21 protein-coding genes, 1 tRNA gene and 1 pseudogene are annotated in these 19,524 nt (G+C 65.0%); 4 read left to right on the top strand and 19 right to left on the bottom strand.

The window, feature by feature from the left end:
- Window positions 1-12: 12 nt before the first annotated feature.
- Window positions 13-1,110 (bottom strand): GTPase ObgE, encoded by a 1,098-nt coding sequence (gene obgE / locus PMI04_RS15870; protein WP_007709098.1) that lies wholly within the window; start codon window positions 1,108-1,110, stop codon window positions 13-15.
- Window positions 1,111-1,140: 30 nt separating this feature from the next.
- The gene (locus PMI04_RS15865; protein ID WP_007709096.1) at window positions 1,141-1,821 is read right to left on the bottom strand and encodes a TetR family transcriptional regulator; all 681 of its coding nucleotides are present in this window, start codon (window positions 1,819-1,821) and stop codon (window positions 1,141-1,143) included.
- Window positions 1,822-1,875: 54 nt separating this feature from the next.
- Here PMI04_RS15865 and PMI04_RS15860 point away from each other — a divergent pair, with 54 nt between their 5' ends.
- The gene (locus PMI04_RS15860) at window positions 1,876-2,403 is read left to right on the top strand and encodes a GNAT family N-acetyltransferase (RefSeq protein ID WP_007709094.1); all 528 of its coding nucleotides are present in this window, start codon (window positions 1,876-1,878) and stop codon (window positions 2,401-2,403) included.
- Window positions 2,404-2,566: 163 nt separating this feature from the next.
- Here PMI04_RS15860 and PMI04_RS15855 read toward each other — a convergent pair whose 3' ends face one another.
- From PMI04_RS15855 to PMI04_RS15840, 4 genes are all read right to left on the bottom strand, one after another.
- Entirely contained in the window at window positions 2,567-3,142 is a 576-nt protein-coding gene (locus PMI04_RS15855) for a GNAT family N-acetyltransferase (RefSeq protein WP_007709092.1), read from the bottom strand.
- 283 nt (window positions 3,143-3,425) lie between these two features.
- Entirely contained in the window at window positions 3,426-3,695 is a 270-nt protein-coding gene (gene rpmA, locus PMI04_RS15850; protein ID WP_004207902.1) for a 50S ribosomal protein L27, read from the bottom strand.
- Between the two features lie 27 nt (window positions 3,696-3,722).
- A complete protein-coding gene (rplU, locus tag PMI04_RS15845) occupies window positions 3,723-4,019 on the bottom strand; it encodes a 50S ribosomal protein L21 (RefSeq protein ID WP_004207901.1) in 297 nt (98 codons plus the stop codon).
- Window positions 4,020-4,181: 162 nt separating this feature from the next.
- Window positions 4,182-4,484, bottom strand: coding sequence for a hypothetical protein (locus PMI04_RS15840; protein ID WP_007709091.1), 303 nt, complete (start codon window positions 4,482-4,484; stop codon window positions 4,182-4,184).
- A gap of 14 nt (window positions 4,485-4,498) precedes the next feature.
- Between PMI04_RS15840 and PMI04_RS15835 the strand changes: the two genes are divergently transcribed.
- Both PMI04_RS15835 and ybaL read left to right on the top strand, forming a co-directional pair.
- Window positions 4,499-4,774: a hypothetical protein gene (locus PMI04_RS15835; protein ID WP_037486219.1), complete on the top strand. Its 276-nt coding sequence runs from the start codon at window positions 4,499-4,501 to the stop codon at window positions 4,772-4,774.
- A gap of 62 nt (window positions 4,775-4,836) precedes the next feature.
- Window positions 4,837-6,471: a YbaL family putative K(+) efflux transporter gene (gene ybaL, locus PMI04_RS15830; protein WP_007709090.1), complete on the top strand. Its 1,635-nt coding sequence runs from the start codon at window positions 4,837-4,839 to the stop codon at window positions 6,469-6,471.
- Between the two features lie 65 nt (window positions 6,472-6,536).
- On the opposite strand, the gene PMI04_RS15825 is transcribed toward ybaL, so the two are convergent.
- The 13 genes and pseudogenes from PMI04_RS15825 to PMI04_RS15765 all read right to left on the bottom strand — a co-directional run bounded on the left by PMI04_RS15825 (window position 6,537) and on the right by PMI04_RS15765 (window position 18,666).
- The gene (locus tag PMI04_RS15825; protein WP_007709089.1) at window positions 6,537-8,273 is read right to left on the bottom strand and encodes a DEAD/DEAH box helicase; all 1,737 of its coding nucleotides are present in this window, start codon (window positions 8,271-8,273) and stop codon (window positions 6,537-6,539) included.
- Window positions 8,274-8,580: 307 nt separating this feature from the next.
- On the bottom strand, window positions 8,581-9,279 hold the full coding sequence (gene rplA / locus PMI04_RS15820; protein ID WP_004207896.1) for a 50S ribosomal protein L1: 699 nt from the start codon (window positions 9,277-9,279) through the stop codon (window positions 8,581-8,583).
- 4 nt (window positions 9,280-9,283) lie between these two features.
- The gene (gene rplK / locus PMI04_RS15815; RefSeq protein WP_007709087.1) at window positions 9,284-9,715 is read right to left on the bottom strand and encodes a 50S ribosomal protein L11; all 432 of its coding nucleotides are present in this window, start codon (window positions 9,713-9,715) and stop codon (window positions 9,284-9,286) included.
- A 267-nt stretch (window positions 9,716-9,982) separates the two neighbouring features.
- Window positions 9,983-10,519, bottom strand: coding sequence for a transcription termination/antitermination protein NusG (gene nusG / locus PMI04_RS15810; RefSeq protein ID WP_007709083.1), 537 nt, complete (start codon window positions 10,517-10,519; stop codon window positions 9,983-9,985).
- Window positions 10,520-10,555: 36 nt separating this feature from the next.
- Window positions 10,556-10,759 (bottom strand): preprotein translocase subunit SecE, encoded by a 204-nt coding sequence (gene secE, locus PMI04_RS15805; RefSeq protein WP_007709081.1) that lies wholly within the window; start codon window positions 10,757-10,759, stop codon window positions 10,556-10,558.
- 170 nt (window positions 10,760-10,929) lie between these two features.
- A tRNA-Trp gene (locus tag PMI04_RS15800) sits at window positions 10,930-11,005 on the bottom strand.
- Window positions 11,006-11,058: 53 nt separating this feature from the next.
- A complete protein-coding gene (locus PMI04_RS15795) occupies window positions 11,059-11,964 on the bottom strand; it encodes a YihY/virulence factor BrkB family protein (protein ID WP_007709080.1) in 906 nt (301 codons plus the stop codon).
- 75 nt (window positions 11,965-12,039) lie between these two features.
- Window positions 12,040-13,263 (bottom strand): dihydroorotase, encoded by a 1,224-nt coding sequence (locus PMI04_RS15790; protein ID WP_007709078.1) that lies wholly within the window; start codon window positions 13,261-13,263, stop codon window positions 12,040-12,042.
- On the bottom strand, window positions 13,260-14,255 hold the full coding sequence (locus PMI04_RS15785) for an aspartate carbamoyltransferase catalytic subunit (protein WP_007709076.1): 996 nt from the start codon (window positions 14,253-14,255) through the stop codon (window positions 13,260-13,262). The genes PMI04_RS15790 and PMI04_RS15785 overlap by 4 nt, the downstream gene beginning before the upstream one ends.
- A gap of 54 nt (window positions 14,256-14,309) precedes the next feature.
- Window positions 14,310-15,920 carry an NAD(P)/FAD-dependent oxidoreductase gene (locus PMI04_RS15780; protein WP_007709075.1) on the bottom strand — a complete coding sequence of 537 codons (1,611 nt, stop codon included), beginning with the start codon at window positions 15,918-15,920 and terminating at the stop codon, window positions 14,310-14,312.
- Window positions 15,917-17,076: pseudogene (locus PMI04_RS15775) on the bottom strand (aromatic ring-hydroxylating dioxygenase subunit alpha). Before PMI04_RS15775 ends, PMI04_RS15780 begins: the two are co-directional and overlap by 4 nt.
- An 85-nt stretch (window positions 17,077-17,161) precedes the next feature.
- Window positions 17,162-17,677: a phosphoribosyltransferase family protein gene (locus PMI04_RS15770; RefSeq protein ID WP_283184797.1), complete on the bottom strand. Its 516-nt coding sequence runs from the start codon at window positions 17,675-17,677 to the stop codon at window positions 17,162-17,164.
- A complete protein-coding gene (locus PMI04_RS15765) occupies window positions 17,674-18,666 on the bottom strand; it encodes a bile acid:sodium symporter family protein (protein WP_007708191.1) in 993 nt (330 codons plus the stop codon). The genes PMI04_RS15770 and PMI04_RS15765 overlap by 4 nt, the downstream gene beginning before the upstream one ends.
- A 98-nt stretch (window positions 18,667-18,764) precedes the next feature.
- Between PMI04_RS15765 and PMI04_RS15760 the strand changes: the two genes are divergently transcribed.
- On the top strand, window positions 18,765-19,523 hold the full coding sequence (locus tag PMI04_RS15760) for an enoyl-CoA hydratase (RefSeq protein WP_007708189.1): 759 nt from the start codon (window positions 18,765-18,767) through the stop codon (window positions 19,521-19,523).
- Window position 19,524: the final 1 nt, after the last annotated feature.

The raw sequence follows: 19,524 nt of genomic DNA, 5'->3' as shown, positions 1-19,524 counted from the left end.
ACTGAAGGAAGGTCAGATTGGCGACCAGGTGGTTTCGCCATCATCCCCTTCATCGGCTTCCTCCTCGGCGCGTGCATCGTCGAGGATCTCCAGCACAGCGTCAAGCAGCGCGGAGACGCCTTCGCCGGTGGCGCCGGAGATGATGAAGACATCTTCCACGCCGGCCTGCTCGCGCAGCTGCTCGGCAATATCTTCCATCAGTTCCTGGCCCAGCAGGTCGCCCTTGTTGAGCACCACGATCTGCGGCTTTTCGTCCAGGCCCCCGCCATAGGCGGCGAGTTCGTCGGTGACGATGCGGAAGGCGTCGACCGGATCGTCGCCGGTCGCGTCGATCAGGTGCAGCAGCACGCGGCAGCGTTCGATATGCCCCAGGAACCGGTCGCCAATGCCCGCGCCCTCGGCCGCGCCCGCGATCAGGCCGGGAATGTCGGCCAGCACGAATTCGCGATCACGGTGCAGCACCACGCCCAACTGCGGCTTGGTGGTGGTGAAGGCATAGGCGCCGACCTTCGCCTTGGTGTTCGTCACCTGGTTGATCAGCGTCGACTTGCCGGCGTTGGGCATGCCGACCAGGCCGACATCGGCGAGCAGCTTCAGGCGCAGCCAGACCCACATTTCCTGGCCCGGCCAGCCGGTGCCATGCTGGCGTGGGGCACGGTTGGTGCTGGTCTTGTAGGACAGGTTGCCACGGCCGCCGTCGCCGCCGCGCAGGAAGCTGACACGCTGCCCGACCTCGGTGAAGTCGGCCAGGATTTCCTGTTCCTCATATTCGGGATAGCCGTCTTCGTCCTCGGTTCCCTCGATAGGCTGGGGATCGGACAGGATCTGGGTGCCGACCGGCACCTTGACGATCAGGTCGTCGCCGCCGGCGCCATAGCGGTTCTTGCCCATGCCGGGCATGCCGCGCTGCGCCTTGAAATGCTGGGTATAGCGAAAGTCGATCAGCGTGTTGAGGCCGGCCACGGCCTCGAAGATGATGTCGCCGCCCTTGCCGCCATTGCCGCCGTCCGGGCCGCCATATTCGACATATTTTTCACGCCGAAAACTGACCGCGCCGGGACCACCCCAGCCGGACTTGATGTAGATTTTTGCTTGATCGAGAAAATGCATGGCGCGCCCATAGCGCCTTCTTGGGCAAAATTAAACCTTAGCCTGCGTCACTTTCGCTGTCGCCGTCAACCGGGCTTCTTCGGTGAGGGCCGAGACCAGGCTGCGGGCCGCCAGTTCGCGTGCCTTTTCACGGTTGAGGCCGAGCGCGGCAGCCATCGGGCCGCCCATCTGCGAATCGCCCAGCGCCAGCAGGACCAGCATCAGCGTATTGTCGCGGATCACCTCGGCCAGTTGCGGACGCAGCGCCGTCGCGGCCAGCTTGTCGACCAGCCGATGGATCGCATCCACCACCGGGTCGAGCGCGTCCTCGTTGCCCGACGCCAGCATCCAACTGGCCAGCGCGCCAGCGCCGCCGGCATCGAATGCGTCGAAGGTCATGTCGACGATCCGCCGGGGCTCGACCTCGCCACGCCGCGCCGCGTTCACCGCGTCGCCGATCGTGGCGGTGATGGCGTCGGCCAGATAGCCTGCCAGCGCCTTCTGCAGGCCGGCGGCCGATCCGAAATGATGGAGCAGATTGGCATGGGTGCGGCCGATGCGATTGCCCACCGCCTTCAGCGTGACGGCCTGCGGCCCCGCTTCCAGCAGCAGATCGCGGGCGGCTTCCAGTGCAATCAGGCGACTTTCGTCGGGGCTGAGGCGCGAGCGCTTGAGGGGGATCGGTTCGGGCAACGTGCCTTGCCCATGACACAGGGGCCGGGGGAAGGCCATAGCCATGTGCGGCGTCGCTTGACCGGTCCCTGCGCGGCCGCCCATAGATTGGCGATGACCGATGCACCCATCCTCACCACCGACCGTCTGATCCTGCGCCCGCATCGGGTGGAGGATTATCCCGCCTGCCAGGCGCTCTGGGCCGATCCTGGCGTGGTGCGCTTCATCGGTGGCGCGGCGCTTGATGCGCAGGCGGTGTGGTTCCGCATCCTGCGCTATGCGGGCATGTGGGCGCTGCTGGGCTATGGCATGTGGGCGATCGAGGATCGCGCCAATGGCGAATTGCTGGGGGAGGCCGGGCTGCTGAGCGCGGCGCGTGGCCTGCCTGCGCTGGAGGGCGTGCCGGAGGCGGGCTGGGTGCTTGGCCCGGCGGCCTGGGGGCGGGGTATCGCGACCGAGGCGATGGCCGCGATCTTCGCATGGACCGATGCGCATCTGGCGACGACGTCGATTCGCTGCATCATTGCGCCGGACAATGCGGGGTCAATCAAGGTCGCAGAGAAACTGGGGTTCATCGCGCTGGGCGATGTCGATTTCCATGGTGCGCCGACCCGTGTCTTCGATCGGCCGCGGCACGGCTAGAGCATCGTGCGCAAAAGTGGGCGAGCCGGAGTGGCGTGCCTCCGGCTCGGGTTTTGCGCATAAAACGATGTGACAACAAAAACTCAGAGCGCGCGGCTTGCGTCGGATTTAGCGCAGCGCGCTCTAGGTGGCGGGCGCCGCGATCGGCACCCGCGCACTTCAGTTAAGCGGCAAGCGCCGGCAGCGCGTCGCCATAAAGGTCCATCGCAAAGTCCACGCTCATGCGCGCGGCTTCGCCCTCGTCGAAGACCAGGCAGTCGGTCTCGGTCTGGCGGGCGGGGCTGTAGCGCCGCTCCACCGTGCCATTGGCACGGAAACCGATCTTGCGCAGGACATGGCCCGACGCGCGGTTGTCGGCGAAGTGGACCGCGCGGACCGCCGGCAAATTATGGGCGCGGGCGATGCTCATGACGGCGCGGGCCGCCTCGGTCGCGAAGCCCAGGCCCCAATAAGGGCGGGCGATCCAATAGCCCAGTTCCGGCGTGCCATCCTCGGCCGCATGGATACCGCAGCCGCCCACCAGGCGCGGTGCGCCCTGGGTGCGGGTGAAGGCCAACAGGCGCGGCATGCGCGGATCCTGCGGCAGCGCCAGAAAGACCTCTGCATCGGCCAGGCCATAGGGGGCGGGCGCGCGGCTCAGATTGCGCAGGACCGCTTCATTGCCGATGGCTTGGGCCAGGGCGGGGGCATCTTCCATCCAGCCGGGCCGCAGCAGCAGGCGGGGGGTACGGGCGAACATTCACGTCTCTCCTCTATCTGCGCGCCATTAGCCGCCAATCATGACGGCTTGACGACGGTCTTCTCTGGCTGATCCCCGCCCGCACGACGCGCGAGAAGGTCAGTGGTTCCAGAGGTTTGAGGGAAATCGGGAGGAGTGCCCGGTGATGTTCGTCAGAACGGAAAAAGGGCGCTCCCAGTGAAGGGGCGCCCTTTTTCCCTCGATCCCGACCGGTGCAGTTGCCTGCATGGCCGATCAGGCGGGGCGTCCCTTTTGCGAAGGACGACCCGTCATCGATCGTCCGTTATTCGGCTGCCGCGGCTACCGCGTCGACCGATACATATTTGCGGCCGAGCTTGCCGTCGTGGAACACGACGCGACCTTCGCCCAGGGCGAAGAGGGTGTGATCCTTGCCCATGCCGACGTTACGGCCGGGATATACGCGGGTGCCGCGCTGGCGAATGATGATGTTGCCGCCGATCACTTCCTGACCGCCGAACTTCTTCACGCCAAGGCGCTTCGACTCAGAATCGCGACCGTTACGCGACGAACCGCCAGCTTTCTTATGTGCCATGACCTAAACTCCTTACTTCAGCTGCGCTCAGGCGATCGACACGATCTTGAGGATCGTGTGATTCTGGCGGTGGCCGTTCTTACGGCGATAGTTGTGACGACGACGCTTCTTGAAGACGATGACCTTCTCGCCCTTCGCCTGCGCAATGATTTCGGCTGCAACGGTCAGCTTGGCTGCGTCCTTCAGGTCGCCGCCTTCGCCGGCCAGCAGGACGTCGTCCAGCGTGACCTTGTCGCCGGCTTCGCCAGCGAGCTTTTCAACGACGATCTTATCTCCGGCGGCGACGCGATACTGCTTGCCGCCCGTGCGCACGATAGCGAACATGGCTTGGTCTCTTCTCGTTCAAATCTGCTTTACGCAGATCGTCGAGGACAAAAAGCCTGTCGGACCCGCGCGGGAATGTGGCCCGTTATTGGAATGACTCGATTCTGTCAACCACCAAGGACAGGGAAAGCGGGCTGGTTTTTGCCCTTTTGCGTCCCTACATCAGCGGGCAAGAGGATATATGGGCATGGCGTCGAGGGCATCAAGGGGAAGTGAAGTGAAGGGCAGGCTGCCCTTTATCGCTGCCCTGTGGACGACGATCCTGGTTGCCCTATTGTGCGCGATTGCCCCCGACGGTCCGCCATCGAGCAAGCTGACCGGATCGGCCTTCAACCCCGCCACTACCGCCGTGCTGCTGAAGGCGCGTTCTCCCTCCACGCCGCAGAGTGTCAGCGCGGTCCGCCCCGATGGCAGGGGCATATTGCCGGCATGGCTTATGCCGGCCACGATTTCGCTTTTGGTCATGGCATGGGCGATGCTTGCCGTCTCGCCCGCCGGGCCTGAACGGCAACGGCATCCTGCGCGTGACCGCGCTGAGCGGCGGCGCGCCCGCGCTCCGCCCGCAGGGCGTTGATCATAGCCTGATCGCCCGCCTGGGCGGGCCTCCGTCCGTCAGAAGGATATTAATCATGCCCCGCAGGAAATGGCGCGGCCGGCGGCGCAGCCCGCCTGGCTGGTTCATGCCCGCCGTCATCGCCGCGCTAGGCGCGGCCGGCGCGCTGTTATCGATGGCGATGCTTGGCATCGTCGAATAAACAGAGGAATAGCCGCCGGCAGCAGGATGGGTGCCTGCGCCGGCGGACAGGGAAGGAAATCCATGCCCCATCATACACCCCTTATCGGGACGATCGTCGCCGGCCTGGTCGTGGCCTTCATCATGGGTTCGATCGCCCATCGCCTCAAACTGTCGCCGCTGGTCGGCTATCTGGTGGCCGGCATCATGGTCGGCCCTTTCACCCCCGGCTATGTCGCGGATAGCGGTCTGGCCAATGAATTGGCCGAAATCGGCGTCATATTGCTGATGTTCGGCGTCGGCCTGCACTTCTCGCTCAAGGATCTTCTGTCGGTGAAGGCCATCGCCGTGCCAGGGGCCGTCGTCCAGATCGCGGTGGCGACGCTGCTGGGGATGGGGCTCGGTTACCTGATGGGCTGGTCGTTGATGGGCGGACTGGTGTTCGGCCTGGCCTTGTCGGTCGCCAGCACGGTCGTGCTGCTGCGCGCGCTGCAGGGGGCGGACCTGGTCGAAACCCGGCGCGGGCGCATTGCGGTCGGCTGGCTGATCGTCGAGGATCTGGTGATGGTCCTTGCCCTGGTGCTGCTGCCGGCACTGGCGGGCGTGATGAACAATGCCGGTGCCGGCGGTGGTGCGGGCGCGCTGATCGCGCCGCTGGTGGGCACGCTGCTGAAGGTCGTCGGCTTCGTCGTACTGATGCTGGTGGTCGGACGCAGGCTCATTCCCTGGGCGCTGCACTGGGTGGTGCATAGCGGATCACGCGAACTGTTTCGCCTGGCGGTGCTGGCCATCGCCCTGGGTGTCGCCTTCGGTGCCGCCTATGCGTTCGATGTGTCCTTTGCGCTTGGTGCCTTCTTCGCCGGCATGATCCTGGGCGAGACGCCGCTCAGTCGCCGCGCGACCGAGGAGACGTTGCCGCTGCGCGATGCGTTCGCGGTGCTGTTCTTCGTATCGGTCGGCATGTTGTTCAATCCATCCGTGGTGATCGAACAGCCGCTGCCGCTGCTGGCGACGGTCCTCATCATCGTCATCGGTAAGTCGATCGCGGCCTATGGCATCGTCCGCGCCTTTGGCCATCCCAATGTCACGGCGCTGACGATCGCCGCGAGCTTGGCGCAGATCGGCGAATTTTCGTTCATCCTCGCATCCCTGGGCAGCGGGCTTGGCGTGTTGCCGCCCGATGCGCGCGACCTGATCCTGGCTGGCGCGATCGTGTCGATCTTCATCAACCCGATCCTCTTCTCGCTGATCGTGCGGGAGCATAAGAAGGATGAGGATGAAGCCCCGGTCGATCCCAGCGTGGAGCATCCGCGCCTGGGGCATGTGATCCTGGTCGGTTATGGCCGGGTCGGCAAGCTGATCGCCAAGCGCCTGGCCGAGCGTCATATCCAGTTCGTGGTGATCGAGGACGACGTCGAGCGGGTGGAGGAGGCTGAGGAAGCCGGCCTGCCAGTGGTACGTGGCAATGCGCTGGAGGATCGGCATCTGCTGGCCGCGGGCATATGCGAGGCACGCTATCTGCTGATCGCCGTGCCCGAAGGGTTTGAAGGCGGAGCGATCCATGAACATGCCCGCAGCCTCAACCCCAATTTGCAGGTCATCGCGCGCGCCCATTCCGACGCGGAGGTGGCCTATCTGGAAGGGCTGGGGGTGCCCAATGTCGTCATGGGTGAGCGCGTACTGGCGTCGCGCATGCTGCAACTCTGCGGAGCGGGTTGAACCAAAATAGAAAAGGGCGGCGAACGATGATGGATCGCTCGCCGCCCTTTTGTTCGGGACAGAATTTAGCCGCGCGGCTTGCGCGGGCCGCCGGGGCGCTTGGGGCCGCCCTTGAACGGGCGGGGGGCGTAGCCGGCCGGGCGCGGGCCACGGTCGTTCGGGCGATTGCCCTGGCGGCGATTGTCGCGGGCCTGTTCGCGCGGAGCGCCATCGACCATCTCGAATGCCACGTCGGCGCCCTCATCATTCGCTTCGGCCGAGCGCTTGACGGCAGACAGGAAGCGGCTGGCGATCGCCTTGGGGATTTCAAACATGGTTTCATTCGTGGTGATGCGGATCGCGCCGATGTCACCGCGCGACACATGGCCACGGCGGCAGATCAGCGGCAGGATCCAGCGCGGATCGGCATTCTGACGACGGCCAATGTCCATGCGGAACCATTGGGTGTCCTCAAAGCCCGGGCGCGGCCCGTCCTGGCGCGGCGGCGCTTCGCTGCGGTCCAGCAGTTCCTCGGGCGCGGGCAGCGAGGCGCGGGCGCTCTTCACCAGCATCGCGGCGATTTCCTTGGCCGATTTTTCCGCCAGCAGTTCGGCGCCCAGCGCCCAGTCGGCCTCGTCCAGCTCGGCCTTTTCCATCAGGGTCGAGCGCAGGCGGGCATTGTCCTGTTCCAGGATCGCTTCCTTGCTGGGCGGGGTGCCCCATTCGACCGGAATCTTGGCGCCGCGCAGCATCGATTCGACGCGGCGACGACGCGGATAGGGGACGATCAGGACGGCGGTGCCCTTCTTGCCGGCGCGACCGGTGCGGCCCGAACGGTGCTGCATCGTTTCGGCGTCGCGCGGCAGTTCGACATGGACCACCAGCGTCAGGCTGGGCAGGTCGATGCCGCGTGCGGCAACGTCGGTGGCGACGCAGACGCGGGCGCGCTTGTCGCGCAGCGCCTGGAGGGCGTGGTTGCGCTCATTCTGGCTATGCTCGCCCGACAGCGCCACGGCAGCGAAGCCACGCTCGGTCAGGCTGGAGTGCAGATGGCGGACATTGTCGCGGGTGGCGCAGAACAGAATCGCCGTCTCGGCTTCATGATAGCGCAGCAGGTTGACCACCGCATTCTCGATGTCGGACGGGGCGACGGTGATCGCCTGGTAGCTGATGTCGCCATGGCCGCGTTCTTCGCCCACGGTCGAGATGCGCAGCGCGTCGGACTGATAGCGCTTGGCCATCGCAACGATCGGCTTGGGCATGGTGGCGGAGAAGAGCAGAGTGCGGCGGCCTTCGGGGGCGCTGTCGAGAATGCCCTCCAAATCCTCGCGGAAGCCCATGTCGAGCATCTCGTCGGCCTCGTCGAGGACGACGGTGCGCAGTGCCGACAGGTCGAGTGCGCCGCGCTCCAGATGGTCGCGCAGGCGGCCCGGCGTGCCAACGACGATATGGACGCCATGGCTGAGGGCGCGGCGTTCCTTGGCGGCGTCCATGCCGCCGACGCATGTTGCGATGCGGGCGCGGGCGGCGCCATAGAGCCATTCCAGTTCGCGGCTGACCTGCAGCGCCAGTTCGCGCGTCGGCGCGATGACCAGCGCCAGCGGCAGGCCGGCGACCGGCAGGCGTTCCTCGGCGCCCAGCAACTCGCCGGCCATGGCGAGGCCGAAGGCCACTGTCTTGCCCGAGCCGGTCTGGGCCGACACCAACAGGTCGCGGCCATGCGCTTCTTCCTGCGTCACTTCGGTCTGCACCGGAGTCAGGCTCTCATAGCCTTTGGTGGAGAGGGCCTGCGACAGCAGGGCGGGAAGGTGTTCAAAAGACATGTTCTTGTATTCCATCGGTAAAAGCGACCCGCCATTCCCGACGGATACGAAAGACCTGCCATGCTCCCGATGCGGGAGCCCAGGGATAGGTCGCGTCCCTGGTTCCAAAATCCTCTCCATCAGGAGAGGGGACCACCGGCAATGCCGGCGGTGGAGGGGTGTCCCCCTGTGGCCGAAAGCTTTCGCTTTCTGCCTGGCCCATGGCCCTCAAGCCGCCTCTTGATGGGCGGACGATCCTATAAAATAAGAAGGCCGCCTTCCCCCGCAAGGAGGGAAGGCGGCCCCTTTATCATTTATCCGCGCGGGATTAGATCGAAGCGACTTCCGCCACATCGACCTTCACGCCCGGACCCATCGACGACGACAGGGCGATCTTGCGGACATATTTGCCCTTCGAGCCCGAGGGCTTCGCCTTGACGATCGCGTCGACGAAGGCGTCGAAATTCTTGCGCAGGTCTTCGGCCGAGAAGCTCGACTTGCCGAGGCCCGCGTGGATGATGCCGGCCTTTTCGACGCGGAATTCGATCTGACCACCCTTGGCGGCCTTCACGGCTTCGGCGACGTTCGGCGTGACGGTGCCCAGCTTCGGGTTCGGCATCAGGCCCTTGGGACCCAGAACCTTACCCAGGCGACCCACCAGACCCATCATGTCGGGGGTGGCGATGACGCGCTGGAAGTCGATGTTGCCGGCCTGGATCGATTCGAGCAGGTCTTCGGCGCCCACGATGTCGGCACCGGCGTCGAGCGCCTGCTGGGCCTTGTCGTTGCGGGCGAACACGGCGACGCGAACGTCCTTGCCGGTGCCGGCGGGCAGGGTGACGACGCCACGGACCATCTGGTCGGCGTGACGCGGGTCAACGCCCAGGTTGATCGCGATTTCGACGCTTTCGTCGAACTTGGCGGTGGCGTGGGTCTTGATCAGGCCCAGGGCCTCGTCAACGCCGTGCAGCTTTTCGCGGTCGATTGCGGTCGCGAGAGCCTTCGCCTTCTTGGTCAGCTTTGCCATGGTCTTAGCCCTCCACCACTTCGAGGCCCATCGCGCGAGCGGAGCCTTCGATGATCTTCGTCGCAGCGTCGATGTCGTTCGCGTTCAGGTCAACCATCTTGGCCTGGGCGATTTCGGCGAGCTGGGCGCGCGTGATCTTGCCAGCGACGACCTTGCCCGGTTCCTTGGAACCCGACTTCAGGTTGACGGCCTTCTTGATCAGATAGGTTGCCGGCGGCTGCTTCGTGACGAAGCTGAACGAACGGTCCGCATAGACGGTGATGATGGTCGGCAGCGGAGTGCCCTTTTCCATCTTTTCCGTCGAGGCGTTGAACGCCTTGCAGAATTCCATGATGTTCACGCCGCGCTGACCCAGGGCAGGGCCGATCGGCGGCGAGGGGTTGGCGGCTCCAGCGGGCACCTGGAGCTTGATATAGCCCGTAATCTTCTTGGCCATGTTCACTCACTCTGTTGCTGGCAGACCTGCAGGCAGGTCCACCGGTTCAAGTTTAGCGGTCTAGCGGCGTCCGCAGGGGGCGCCTCCCGCACATGTCCAGCCACCCGTGGGGCGGCATGGAAGCGCGGCCCTATAGCGACCTTCTTGTCCAAAGGGAAGGGGGAGTTCGTCTTTCGGTAAATTCGGCCGAACGATGGTTTCCCTCAAACAAAAAAGGCCGCCGGCTGATATGCTGGCGACCTTTTTGAAAAGCCTTGCGGCGATGCGTTACTTCGACAGTTCGACCTGCTCGAAATCCAGTTCGACCGGGGTGGCGCGACCGAAGATCGAGACCGACACCTTGACGCGGTTCTTTTCGAAATCCAGTTCCTCGACCACGCCGTTGAAGCTGGCGAAGGGGCCGTCGAGCACCTTGACGCTGTCGCCGATCTCGTAATCGACATTGACCTTGTGCTTGGGCGCGGCCTCGGCTTCCTTGCGGGCGCCGAAATAGCGGGCGGCTTCGCTCTCGCTGATCGCCTGCGGCTTGCCGCTCGATCCCAAGAAGCCGGTCACCTTCGGCGTATTCTTCACCAGGTGATAGACGTCGTCGTTCATCGCCAGTTTGGCGAGCACATAGCCCGGCATGAACTTGCGTTCCACCTGGACCTTCTTGCCGCGCTTTACCTCGGTCACGGTCTCGGTGGGAACTTCCACCTGCTCGACCAGCTGGGAGAGGCCCATGCGCTCGGCTTCGGTCAGGATCGATTCCTTGACCTTGTTCTCGAAGCCCGAATAGGCGTGGATGATGTACCAGCGCGCCATGTTACCGTTTCAAACTCCCTGTAGAACGCCTTGCGTTCAACGACCTGCGGCGAAGGCCAGCAGCCACTGGACGATCGCACCGAAGAAGGTGTCGATACCGAAGAAGAAGATGCCCAGCAACGACGTCATGATAACGACCATGATAGCGGTCATCACCGTCTCACGGCCGGTCGGCCATACGATCTTCGACGCTTCGGTCTTGACCTGATTGACGAACTCACCCGGAGAAGTCTTGGCCATCGCGCTGCCTGTTCACCTTCAAAACCAATACCAAAGCGCGAAGCAACAGTCCGCCCTCCCGATCTCACCATATTCGGTGTCCGGGGGTGCGGCCGCGCTCCGCGACCCGTTCTTCGTCTGCGCATCTAGCCGCGAACCCTTGGATTTTCAAGGTTTCGCGGCATGACGCTTGGCAGGAGTGGAGGGACTCGAACCCCCGGCATTCGGTTTTGGAGACCGACGCTCTACCAGCTGAGCTACACTCCTGTGCCGGCGAAGGAGGGCGCTTTAGCGTGGCCAAACGGGGAGGGCAAGCGACATTATGCAACTTCCGCAACATGGGTGTCGACGCTGGTCTGGCGTTCGGCCTCTGCGTTGATCTGCGCGCCCAGCAGGACGATATAGGCCGATACGAACAGCCAGAGCTGCAATACCACCACCGCGCCCAGCGATCCGTAGGTCTTGTTATAATTGCCAAAGGTCGAGACGTAGAAGGAAACGCCCAGAGTGGCGACCAGCCAGAACAGCGTGGCGGCGATCGATCCGACGGTCAGCCATTGCCACTGCACCCGGCGGCGATGAGGGCCAAAGCGATAGATCATGCCGAAGATGGTGCTTGCCAGCAGGCCCGCGCATATCCAGGTCGACGCCTTGATCGCGAACAGGACGCCTGTTCCCCAGCTGGTCAGAAAATCCTGCAGCAGGCCGATGATGGTCGCCGTGAAAACACCCGCGACGACCACCAGGACGGCGGAAAAGGTGATTCCCATCGACACACGGTAGAAGGCGAAAATATTGCGGCCTTCCTTCTGATCGTAGACGATGTTGAGTGCTTCCATGATCGCGGATGCGGCTCGGGTCGCGCCATATACCGCCAGTCCGAGCGCCAGGAACAGGCCGAAGCCGATAGCGGGCTTGCGGGTGCTCACCACGCCCAGGAGCTGGTCGTTGATCAGCGATGCTGCGTCGGCGGGCACGACGGTGATGATCGCCTGCATGTGACGTGCCACGAGCTGGGGATCGCCGACCAGCCCATAGGTCAGCACCACCGCTGCCAAGAGCGGGGCAATGGACAGGAATGCGTAATAGGCGACGCCCGCAGAGAGCAGGCCGATATGGTTGGCAGACAGGGCGCCGTAGACCCGCTTCAATATCTCCCACCAGGCCCGTGGTGGAATTTTCCACGGTGCATCAACATGAACCTGCTGGGCGACGGTCTCGGTCATCGGCTTCCCCTGTTGGCCTTGAACGTACAGCCAAGCGCGCGAAGGGGAAGGGCGGTTCCGCGCCGGTCGGCCTGATTACAGGAAAGTACCGCCCTTCATGATCCGTCTGGCACGGCCCTGCACCGGCACCTTGTCGAACGGCGTGTTGCCAGCCGAGGCCGCCATCTTCGCGGAATCCACGATCCAGGGGGCGTCGGGGTCGACGAAGATCAGGTCGGCGGCGCTGCCGGGCGCGAAGCTTCCGGCTTTGACGGCCAATATCTTGGCGGGATTGGCGCTGAGCAGGGTCATTAACCGGTTGAGGCTGACATGGCCATCGCGCACCAGGTTGAGCGACAGGGCCAGCAGCGTTTCGGCACCGGCCATGCCAGGGGCGGCGTCGGCGAAGGGCAGGCGCTTGTCCTCTGGCCCGCGCGGGTCATGGCCCGATGTGATGACGTCGACGGTGCCGTCGGCGACGGCGGCGATCGATGCCTGGCGGTCGTTTTCCGAACGGAGCGGTGGCGACAGGCGGGCAAAGGTGCGGAAGGCTGTCACCGCCTGATCGTTCAGGAACAGATAGGCCGGGCTGATGCCGCAGCTGACCTTCAGTCCTTCCGCCTTGGCGGCGCGGATCAGGTCGAAGCCGGCCCTGGTCGTGACCAGGCGGAAATGGATGGCGGCACCGGTTTCGCGGGCCAGCATGATGTCGCGCGCGATCGCCATTGCCTCGGCGCAGGCCGGGGCATGGGCGAGACCCAGGCGGGTCGCGGTTTCGCCGCTGGTCGCCACCGCCTTGGCGGACAGGCCGCCATCCTCGGCATGGGCGATGACGGTAAGGCCAAGACCCGAGGCGTAGGAGAGGATGCGCAGCATCACGCCCGAATCGGCGATCCACTGGCGACCAGTGCCGACCGCCTTGGCGCCCGCGATCTGCATCAGGCCCATTTCGGCCATTTCCGTGCCCTTGAGGCCGCGGGTCGCGGCGGCGATCGGGTGGACCCAGAAGTCGGGCTTGCCCGCGCGGGTCGCTTCCCGGATCAGGCCGACCTCGTCCAGCGGCGCGCGCTGGTCGGGCATCAGCGCGGCGCGGGTGATGCCGCCGAAATGGAAGGCCGGCTTGTCGGTGGCGAAGACGCCCAGGTCGATCAGGCCCGGCGCGACCACCAGCCCGCCGGCGTCGACCTGCTGCGTGTCGGCGGGAATGTCGACGGCCCCGGTGGCCAGGATGCGGTCGCCCTCGATCAGGACGGTACCAGGGGTAAGGGCGTCGCCGGCCGGATCGGCCAGCTTGCCATTGACGATTGCGATCCTGCTCACGCCCAACCCTCCACGCCGCGCGCCTGGCGCGTCAACACATCCAGGCACGCCATGCGCACCGCCACGCCCATCGCAACCTGTTCGGTGATCGCCGACCGGTCGGGATCGTCCGCTACCGTGCTGGTGATCTCGACGCCGCGGTTCATCGGGCCGGGGTGCATGACCAGCGCATCGGGCTTGGCGATCGCCAGCCGCTCGGGCGTCAAGCCGTAGAGCGCATGATATTCGCGCGCCGACGGGATGAAGGCGCCGTCCATCCGTTCATTCTGCAGGCGCAGCATCATGACGACATCGGCGCCATCCAGTCCGTCTTCCATCCGGCTATAGGGGGTGGCGCCCAGCATCTCGACCTCGGGCGGCAACAGGGTGGGCGGCGCGACCGCGCGCACCTGTGCGCCCAGCGCGGCTAGGCAGAGCATGTTGGATCGGGCGACGCGGCTGTGCAGCACATCGCCGCAGATGGCGACCACCAGCCCCGCGAACCCGCCCTTGCGACGGCGGATGGTCAGCGCGTCGAGCAGCGCTTGCGTGGGATGCTGGTGCCAGCCATCGCCCGCGTTCAGCACCGGGCAGTCGACCTTGTCGGCGATCAGCGCGACCGCGCCGGAACTCGCATGGCGGATGACGATGACGTCGGCGGCCATGGCGTTGAGCGTCATCGCCGTGTCGATCAGCGTTTCGCCTTTCTTCACGCTGGACTGGCCGGCGTGCATGTTGACGACGTCGGCGCCCAGCCGCTTGCCGGCGATCTCGAACGACAGCAAAGTACGGGTGCTGTTCTCGAAAAAGGCGTTGATCTGGGTCATGCCCGCCAGCCGGTCGTCATGCTTGCGCGCCTGGCCCTTGTTGGTGCGCGCCCAATGTTCGGCCTCGTCCAGCAGGAAACGGATTTCCCAGGGCTTGAGGTCGGCGATCGACAGCAGGTGCCGGTGCGGGAACAGCGCCCGGCCGGTCAGCTCGGGCGTTGCATCAGGAATGAAGATGTCGGGCATGAGCCGGGTCTTTAGGCCAGGCTTTCGGTTGGGGCAAGGCGGGGAAAGACCCGATCAGGCCCGGCCGCGCCATTTCCCCCACAGGGCGCGATCCTTCAGCACCGCGCGCGCGGCATTATGGCCCGGCGCACCAGTGACGCCGCCGCCCGGATGGGTGCCCGCGCCGCACATATAGAGGCCCTTCAGCGGCCCGCGATAGGCGCCATGGCCCAGCACAGGGCGCGCCGCCCACATCTGGTCCAGCGTCAGATTGCCATGCATGATGTCGCCGCCGACCAGGCCGAACTTGCGCTCCAGGTCGAGTGGCGAATGGATCTGGCGGGCGATCACGCTCTTTGCAAAGCCGGGCGCATGGGCCTCGACCGTGGCGATGATATGGTCGGCCGCGGCCTCGCGCTCATCGTCCCAACTGCGTCCGTCGGGCAGTTCGGGCGCGAATTGCTGACAGAAGAGGCTGGCGACATGGCATCCCTCGGGCGCCAGACTGTCGTCGATGGTGGACGGGATCAGCATCTCGACGATCGGCTGCTTCGACCAGCCATCGCGCTTCGCATCCAGATAGGCGCGGTCCATATAGTCGAGCGTGGGCGCGATGATGATGCCCGACTGGTGATGCTCGCCAATGCCGGGCAGGCAGGAGAAGTCGGGCAGGGCGGACAGTGCTACATTCATGCGGAAGGTGCCCGATCCGGCCTTGAACGCGCGGATACGTTTCAGGAAGCCCGTGGGCAGGTCGGCCGGCTGCATCATCCGCTCATAGAGCAGCTTGGGGCCGACATTGGCGATGATGCTAGTGCCCATCACTTCCTCGCCGCTGGCCAGCTTCACGCCGACGGCGCGGTCGCCATCGACCAGTATATGGTCGACCGGCGCCTCCAGGCTGATCTCGACGCCCATCGCCTGCACGACCTTCGCCATGGCCTGGGTGATCGTGCCCATGCCGCCGACGCTATGGCCCCAGGCGCCCTTCTTGCCGTTCACTTCGCCGAACACATGGTGCAGCAGGACATAGGCGCTGCCCGGCGTGTCGGGGGAGGCGAAATTGCCGACGACCGCGTCGAAGCCGAAGGCGGCCTTGATCGCCTCGCTCTCGAACCAGCTGTCGAGAAAGCTGCGGGCCGATTTGGTGAACAGGTCGAGCACGTCGCGCTGTTGCTCGATACCGAGCCCGGCGACGCGGCGGCCCTGCTTCAGCGCCTCGACCACCATGGTCAGGCCATCGCCGACATTGGGCGGACTTTTGAGAACCAGGTCGCGCAACACGTCTGCGACCACTTCCAGCGCATCATAATAAGCCGGCAGGGTGGCGGCGTCGCGCGCGCTGAAGCGGGCAAACTCGGCCTGGGTCCGCTCCAGCCCGCCGCCCAGTTTCAGATAGCCGCCATCGGGCTGGGGCAGGAAATTGCTGATCGGCCGCTCGATCACGCGATAGCCATGGTCGACCAGCTTCATGTCGCGGATGACCTTGGGATTGAGCAGGCTGACCGTGTAGCTGGCCGTCGAGTTGCGGAAGCCGGGGTGAAACTCCTCGGTCACCGCCGCGCCGCCGACGATATCGCGGCGCTCCACCATGCGCACCTTGTAGCCGGCACGGGCGAGGTAGAAGGCGCAGACGAGGCCATTATGGCCCGCGCCGATGATGACGGCGTCATAGGCTTTGGTCATGCGATGTGGCTCCAGCCGGGGGCAGGGGCGCGATGCTGGCGCGCCTGCGGAATGATGGCGCGCATGCGCACGCAGAAATGGCGCAGCGCGACTTCCTGGTCGCTCAAGGGGCCGACGGTGAAACTGTCCGACGCCATGCCGGCCTGCACGCGGGCGACAAGGTCCGTGTCCTCGGCATTGACCTGGCGGTTGATGCGCCAGTTGAGATAGCGTGCCGCCCGCATCTCTCGGCGGTCTTCGGGCAGGGCATAGCTGATCTCGCGGATCAGCGTCTGGGTCGGCGACACCGGCAGCCACTGCATGAAATCCACCTGGTCGGGATAGATGTCGAAGGCGAAATTGGGCCAGAGCTTGAAATAGGTCCATAGCCGCTGCCGTTCGGGCGGCAGATGCGGGACGGCCGGCAGGAAATGCTGATAGGCGCGTTCGGACAGGTTGGCGGACGGACGATCGAGGATCGGCCCCCACATCTTGTCGACATGCGCGCTGGATTCGACGCCATAGCCATCGCCCATCAGCCGCTTGAGGCCCGGATGGGCGACCGCGATATGCAGGCCATCGGAATAATTGTCGCCGATATTCTTCCAGTTGACCGCGCGCGGGCGCAGCGTGACGCGGCCGAGCGCGCGCAGTTCGGAAAAGCGATAGGGGGCGATCTCGTGGGCATAGGGCGCCATCATCTGCGCGACCGATGGTCCGCCATCATCCTCCAGCCGAACGAACAGGAAGCCGTGGAAATTTTCGACGTCGACGGGGGAAAGTCCATGCCTGGACCGGTCGAGGTTGCCATAGCTGCCTGCCATCGGCAGTCCAGTCAGGCATCCGTCCAGACCATAGGTCCAGGCATGGTAGGGACAGACCAGCTTTCTGGTGCGACCCGAAGGCCCGTCCACTAGACGCGCGCCGCGATGGCGGCACACGTTCGTAAAGGCGCGAACTTTGCCGTCATCCCCCGGATGACGATGATGCTCTCGCCAAGATAATCGAGCGTATGAAAATCGCCCGGTGTCGGCACATCGCTTTCATGGGCGACGATCTGCCAGCTCGGGCGAAATATACGGCGGGTCTCGACGGCAAAGAATTCCGGATCCCCATAGGTCCATGCCGGCAGGCTAAAACCCGCGTCTGGATCCGGTGCGCGCCCGCTCTCTTCCATCTGTCCCGCAAGCCCCCTTTGCAGTTTTACAGATGTATAACGGATGAATGGGCAAAGCCCATTATATTTTTTTGACAGACTGTTCTCAGCTGGTCCGTTCCGGCACTTCGCCCCAGTCGGACAGGATCGATGCGCGGCTGGCGACCGCTTCCCAGGGGAAGACGAACCAGTCCTTGGTGACGATGCGGTCGATCGTGGTCGCGCGATATTCGACCTTCGCGGCCGAGCTGACATTGTCGATCAGCACGGCAAAGCGCAGATGATCGGCCGGCGCGCCGGCCAGGGCTGCGCGCAGCTGGTTGATGGTGCGGCCGCTGTCGTTGATGTCGTCGACGAACAGCAGGCGCGATCCTTCGAGTGCCATCGCCACCAGCTTGTCGAGCAGTTCGTCGCAAAAGCCCGCGACCTGGGCCGACAGGTCGACCGACAGCATTGGCTGGCTGATGGCGTGGGACAGATAGGTGGCCGGCACTAGCCCGCCGCGCCCGACGCCGACAATATAGTCGGGCCGCCAGTCCGATCGGGCGATCGCGCCGGCCACGGCGTCGATATGGGAGAGGAAGCTCTCCATCGGAATGTCGGTCAGGATCGGTTGGGTCATGATTGAGTTGCCATCTGCGAATCGGCCCTATCGGCCGCCTGCGCCCCATAGCGTCGTGCCAGCAGGGCACAAGCCATCAGCTGAATCTGGTGAAACAGCATGACCGGCAGGATGATCGGCCCGACGGCGGCCGCGGGGAAGAGGACACCGGCGATCGGCACACCCGAGGCGAGGCTCTTCTTCGAGCCACAGAATTGCAGGACGATCGCATCCTCGCGCGAGAAGCCGAGCAGCCGGCCAAGCCCCCAGGTGAAGAGCAGCACGATCACCAGCATGGCGATGCAGAGCAGGGCGAGCAGCACCAGTTCCGCGCGCGAGACGCGGTGCCACAGCCCTTCGACCACGGCCGCGCTGAAGGCGGAATAGACCACCAGCAGGATCGATGTGCGATCGACCCGGCCGACCAACGTCTTGTGCCGTGACACGAAGCCGCCGATCCAGGGGCGGGCGAGATGGCCCAGGACGAAGGGCAGCAGCAGTTGCAACATGATCCCCTCGACCGAGGAGAGGGAGATGAGGTTGCTGCCGCCGCGCTGCATCAATAGCGCGACCAGCAATGGCGTCAGGACAATGCCGAGCAGGTTGGAGAAGGACGCGCTGACCACGGCGGCGGCGACATTGCCGCGCGCGATGGCGGTGAAAGCGATTGAGCTTTGCACCGTCGAAGGCAGCAGCGCCAGGAACAGCAGACCCGCCCGCATATTCTCCGGGATCGCGCCGATCTGTTGCAGCAGGATGCCGACCAGCGGGAAGAAGAGGAAGGTCGTGCCCAGAGTCGCAAGGTGCAACTGCCAAGCCTTGGCGCCGCCCCAGATCGCCTCGCGCGACAATTTTGCTCCGTGCAGGAAAAAAAGCAGCACGATACCGGCATCCGCGACGATCGACGCGACATGGGCGCCCTGGCCGCGTGCGGGCAGGACCGACGCTAGGGCAACGGTGCAGAGCAGCAGGACCAGGAAGGGGTCGAGGATCAGGCGCAGGCGAGTCATCATGGTTCCGGGCATAGGGAAGGGGCTTGGAAAAGGATAGACGCCGCCCCATCCTTTGGGCCAACAGCCTCGGCACACAGCTCTGGGAGAGACTTTGCGTGAGCGACCATATCGCGATGATCGAGACGAACGGCGTCCTCGAAATCCATATCGACCGGCCCGACAAGAAGAATGCGCTGACCGGGCCAATGTACCGGACGATGACGGCGGCGCTGGCCGATGCGTCGGCGCGACCGGAGATTGGCGTGGTGCTGTTCGCGGGGCGGGGTGACGCCTTTTGCGCTGGCAATGATCTCAAGGACTTCATGGCCGGGCCGGAGGGCGGGGCCGCCGCCTTCGACTTCATCAGCGCCATCGCCGCCTTCGACAAGCCGATCGTCGCGGCGGTGCAGGGGCTTGCCGTGGGCGTCGGCACGACCATGCTGTTCCATTGCGACCTGGTCTATGCCGCGCCCGACGCGCGCTTCGTCATGCCCTTCGTCAATCTGGGCATCGTGCCGGAGGCCGGGTCCAGCCTGCTCGCGCCGGCGCTCATGGGCCATGCCAAGGCGGCGGCGATGCTGATGCTGGGCGAGCCGATGGATGCGGAAGCGGCCGATCGCGCCGGTTTCGTGACAGCGATCGTGACAGGGGAAGGGCTGCTTGACCATGCCCGCAGCAAGGCGGCGGCGCTGATGGCCAAGCCGCCCCAGGCGCTGATGGCGACGCGTCGGCTGATGAAGGGCAATCCCGCCGCCTTGCAGGCCCGGATTGCGGAAGAGGCGCGGCTGTTCCGCGAGAGCCTGGCCTCGCCCGAGGCGCAGGAAGCCTTCATGGCCTTCTTTGAAAAGCGTGCCCCGGTGTTCAAACGAGGCTGAC

The organism is Sphingobium sp. AP49, from assembly GCF_000281715.2.
In the GTDB taxonomy this organism is placed as follows: Bacteria; Pseudomonadota; Alphaproteobacteria; order Sphingomonadales; family Sphingomonadaceae; genus Sphingobium.
The sequence above is the reverse complement of the archived record's forward strand: the minus strand, read 5'-3'. Positions and strand labels throughout refer to the sequence as shown.

Excerpts from the sequence above, each read along its gene's own strand:
- secE (WP_007709081.1), bottom strand. The coding sequence starts at position 10,759 with ATGGCCAAGACTTCTCCGGGTGAGTTCGTCAATCAGGTCAAGACCGAA.
- rpmA (WP_004207902.1), bottom strand. The coding sequence starts at position 3,695 with ATGGCACATAAGAAAGCTGGCGGTTCGTCGCGTAACGGTCGCGATTCT.
- rplK (WP_007709087.1), bottom strand. The coding sequence starts at position 9,715 with ATGGCCAAGAAGATTACGGGCTATATCAAGCTCCAGGTGCCCGCTGGA.
- PMI04_RS15785 (WP_007709076.1), bottom strand. The coding sequence starts at position 14,255 with ATGCCCGACATCTTCATTCCTGATGCAACGCCCGAGCTGACCGGCCGG.
- PMI04_RS15765 (WP_007708191.1), bottom strand. The coding sequence starts at position 18,666 with ATGACTCGCCTGCGCCTGATCCTCGACCCCTTCCTGGTCCTGCTGCTC.
- PMI04_RS15780 (WP_007709075.1), bottom strand. The coding sequence starts at position 15,920 with ATGACCAAAGCCTATGACGCCGTCATCATCGGCGCGGGCCATAATGGC.
- nusG (WP_007709083.1), bottom strand. The coding sequence starts at position 10,519 with ATGGCGCGCTGGTACATCATCCACGCCTATTCGGGCTTCGAGAACAAG.
- PMI04_RS15860 (WP_007709094.1), top strand. The coding sequence starts at position 1,876 with ATGACCGATGCACCCATCCTCACCACCGACCGTCTGATCCTGCGCCCG.
- PMI04_RS15795 (WP_007709080.1), bottom strand. The coding sequence starts at position 11,964 with ATGACCGAGACCGTCGCCCAGCAGGTTCATGTTGATGCACCGTGGAAA.
- rplU (WP_004207901.1), bottom strand. The coding sequence starts at position 4,019 with ATGTTCGCTATCGTGCGCACGGGCGGCAAGCAGTATCGCGTCGCCGCC.
- ybaL (WP_007709090.1), top strand. The coding sequence starts at position 4,837 with ATGCCCCATCATACACCCCTTATCGGGACGATCGTCGCCGGCCTGGTC.
- PMI04_RS15825 (WP_007709089.1), bottom strand. The coding sequence starts at position 8,273 with ATGTCTTTTGAACACCTTCCCGCCCTGCTGTCGCAGGCCCTCTCCACC.
- PMI04_RS15855 (WP_007709092.1), bottom strand. The coding sequence starts at position 3,142 with ATGTTCGCCCGTACCCCCCGCCTGCTGCTGCGGCCCGGCTGGATGGAA.
- rplA (WP_004207896.1), bottom strand. The coding sequence starts at position 9,279 with ATGGCAAAGCTGACCAAGAAGGCGAAGGCTCTCGCGACCGCAATCGAC.
- PMI04_RS15770 (WP_283184797.1), bottom strand. The coding sequence starts at position 17,677 with ATGACCCAACCGATCCTGACCGACATTCCGATGGAGAGCTTCCTCTCC.
- obgE (WP_007709098.1), bottom strand. The coding sequence starts at position 1,110 with ATGCATTTTCTCGATCAAGCAAAAATCTACATCAAGTCCGGCTGGGGT.
- PMI04_RS15865 (WP_007709096.1), bottom strand. The coding sequence starts at position 1,821 with ATGGCCTTCCCCCGGCCCCTGTGTCATGGGCAAGGCACGTTGCCCGAA.
- PMI04_RS15840 (WP_007709091.1), bottom strand. The coding sequence starts at position 4,484 with ATGACCAAAAGCGAAATCGTGGCCGGCATAAGCCATGCCGGCAATATG.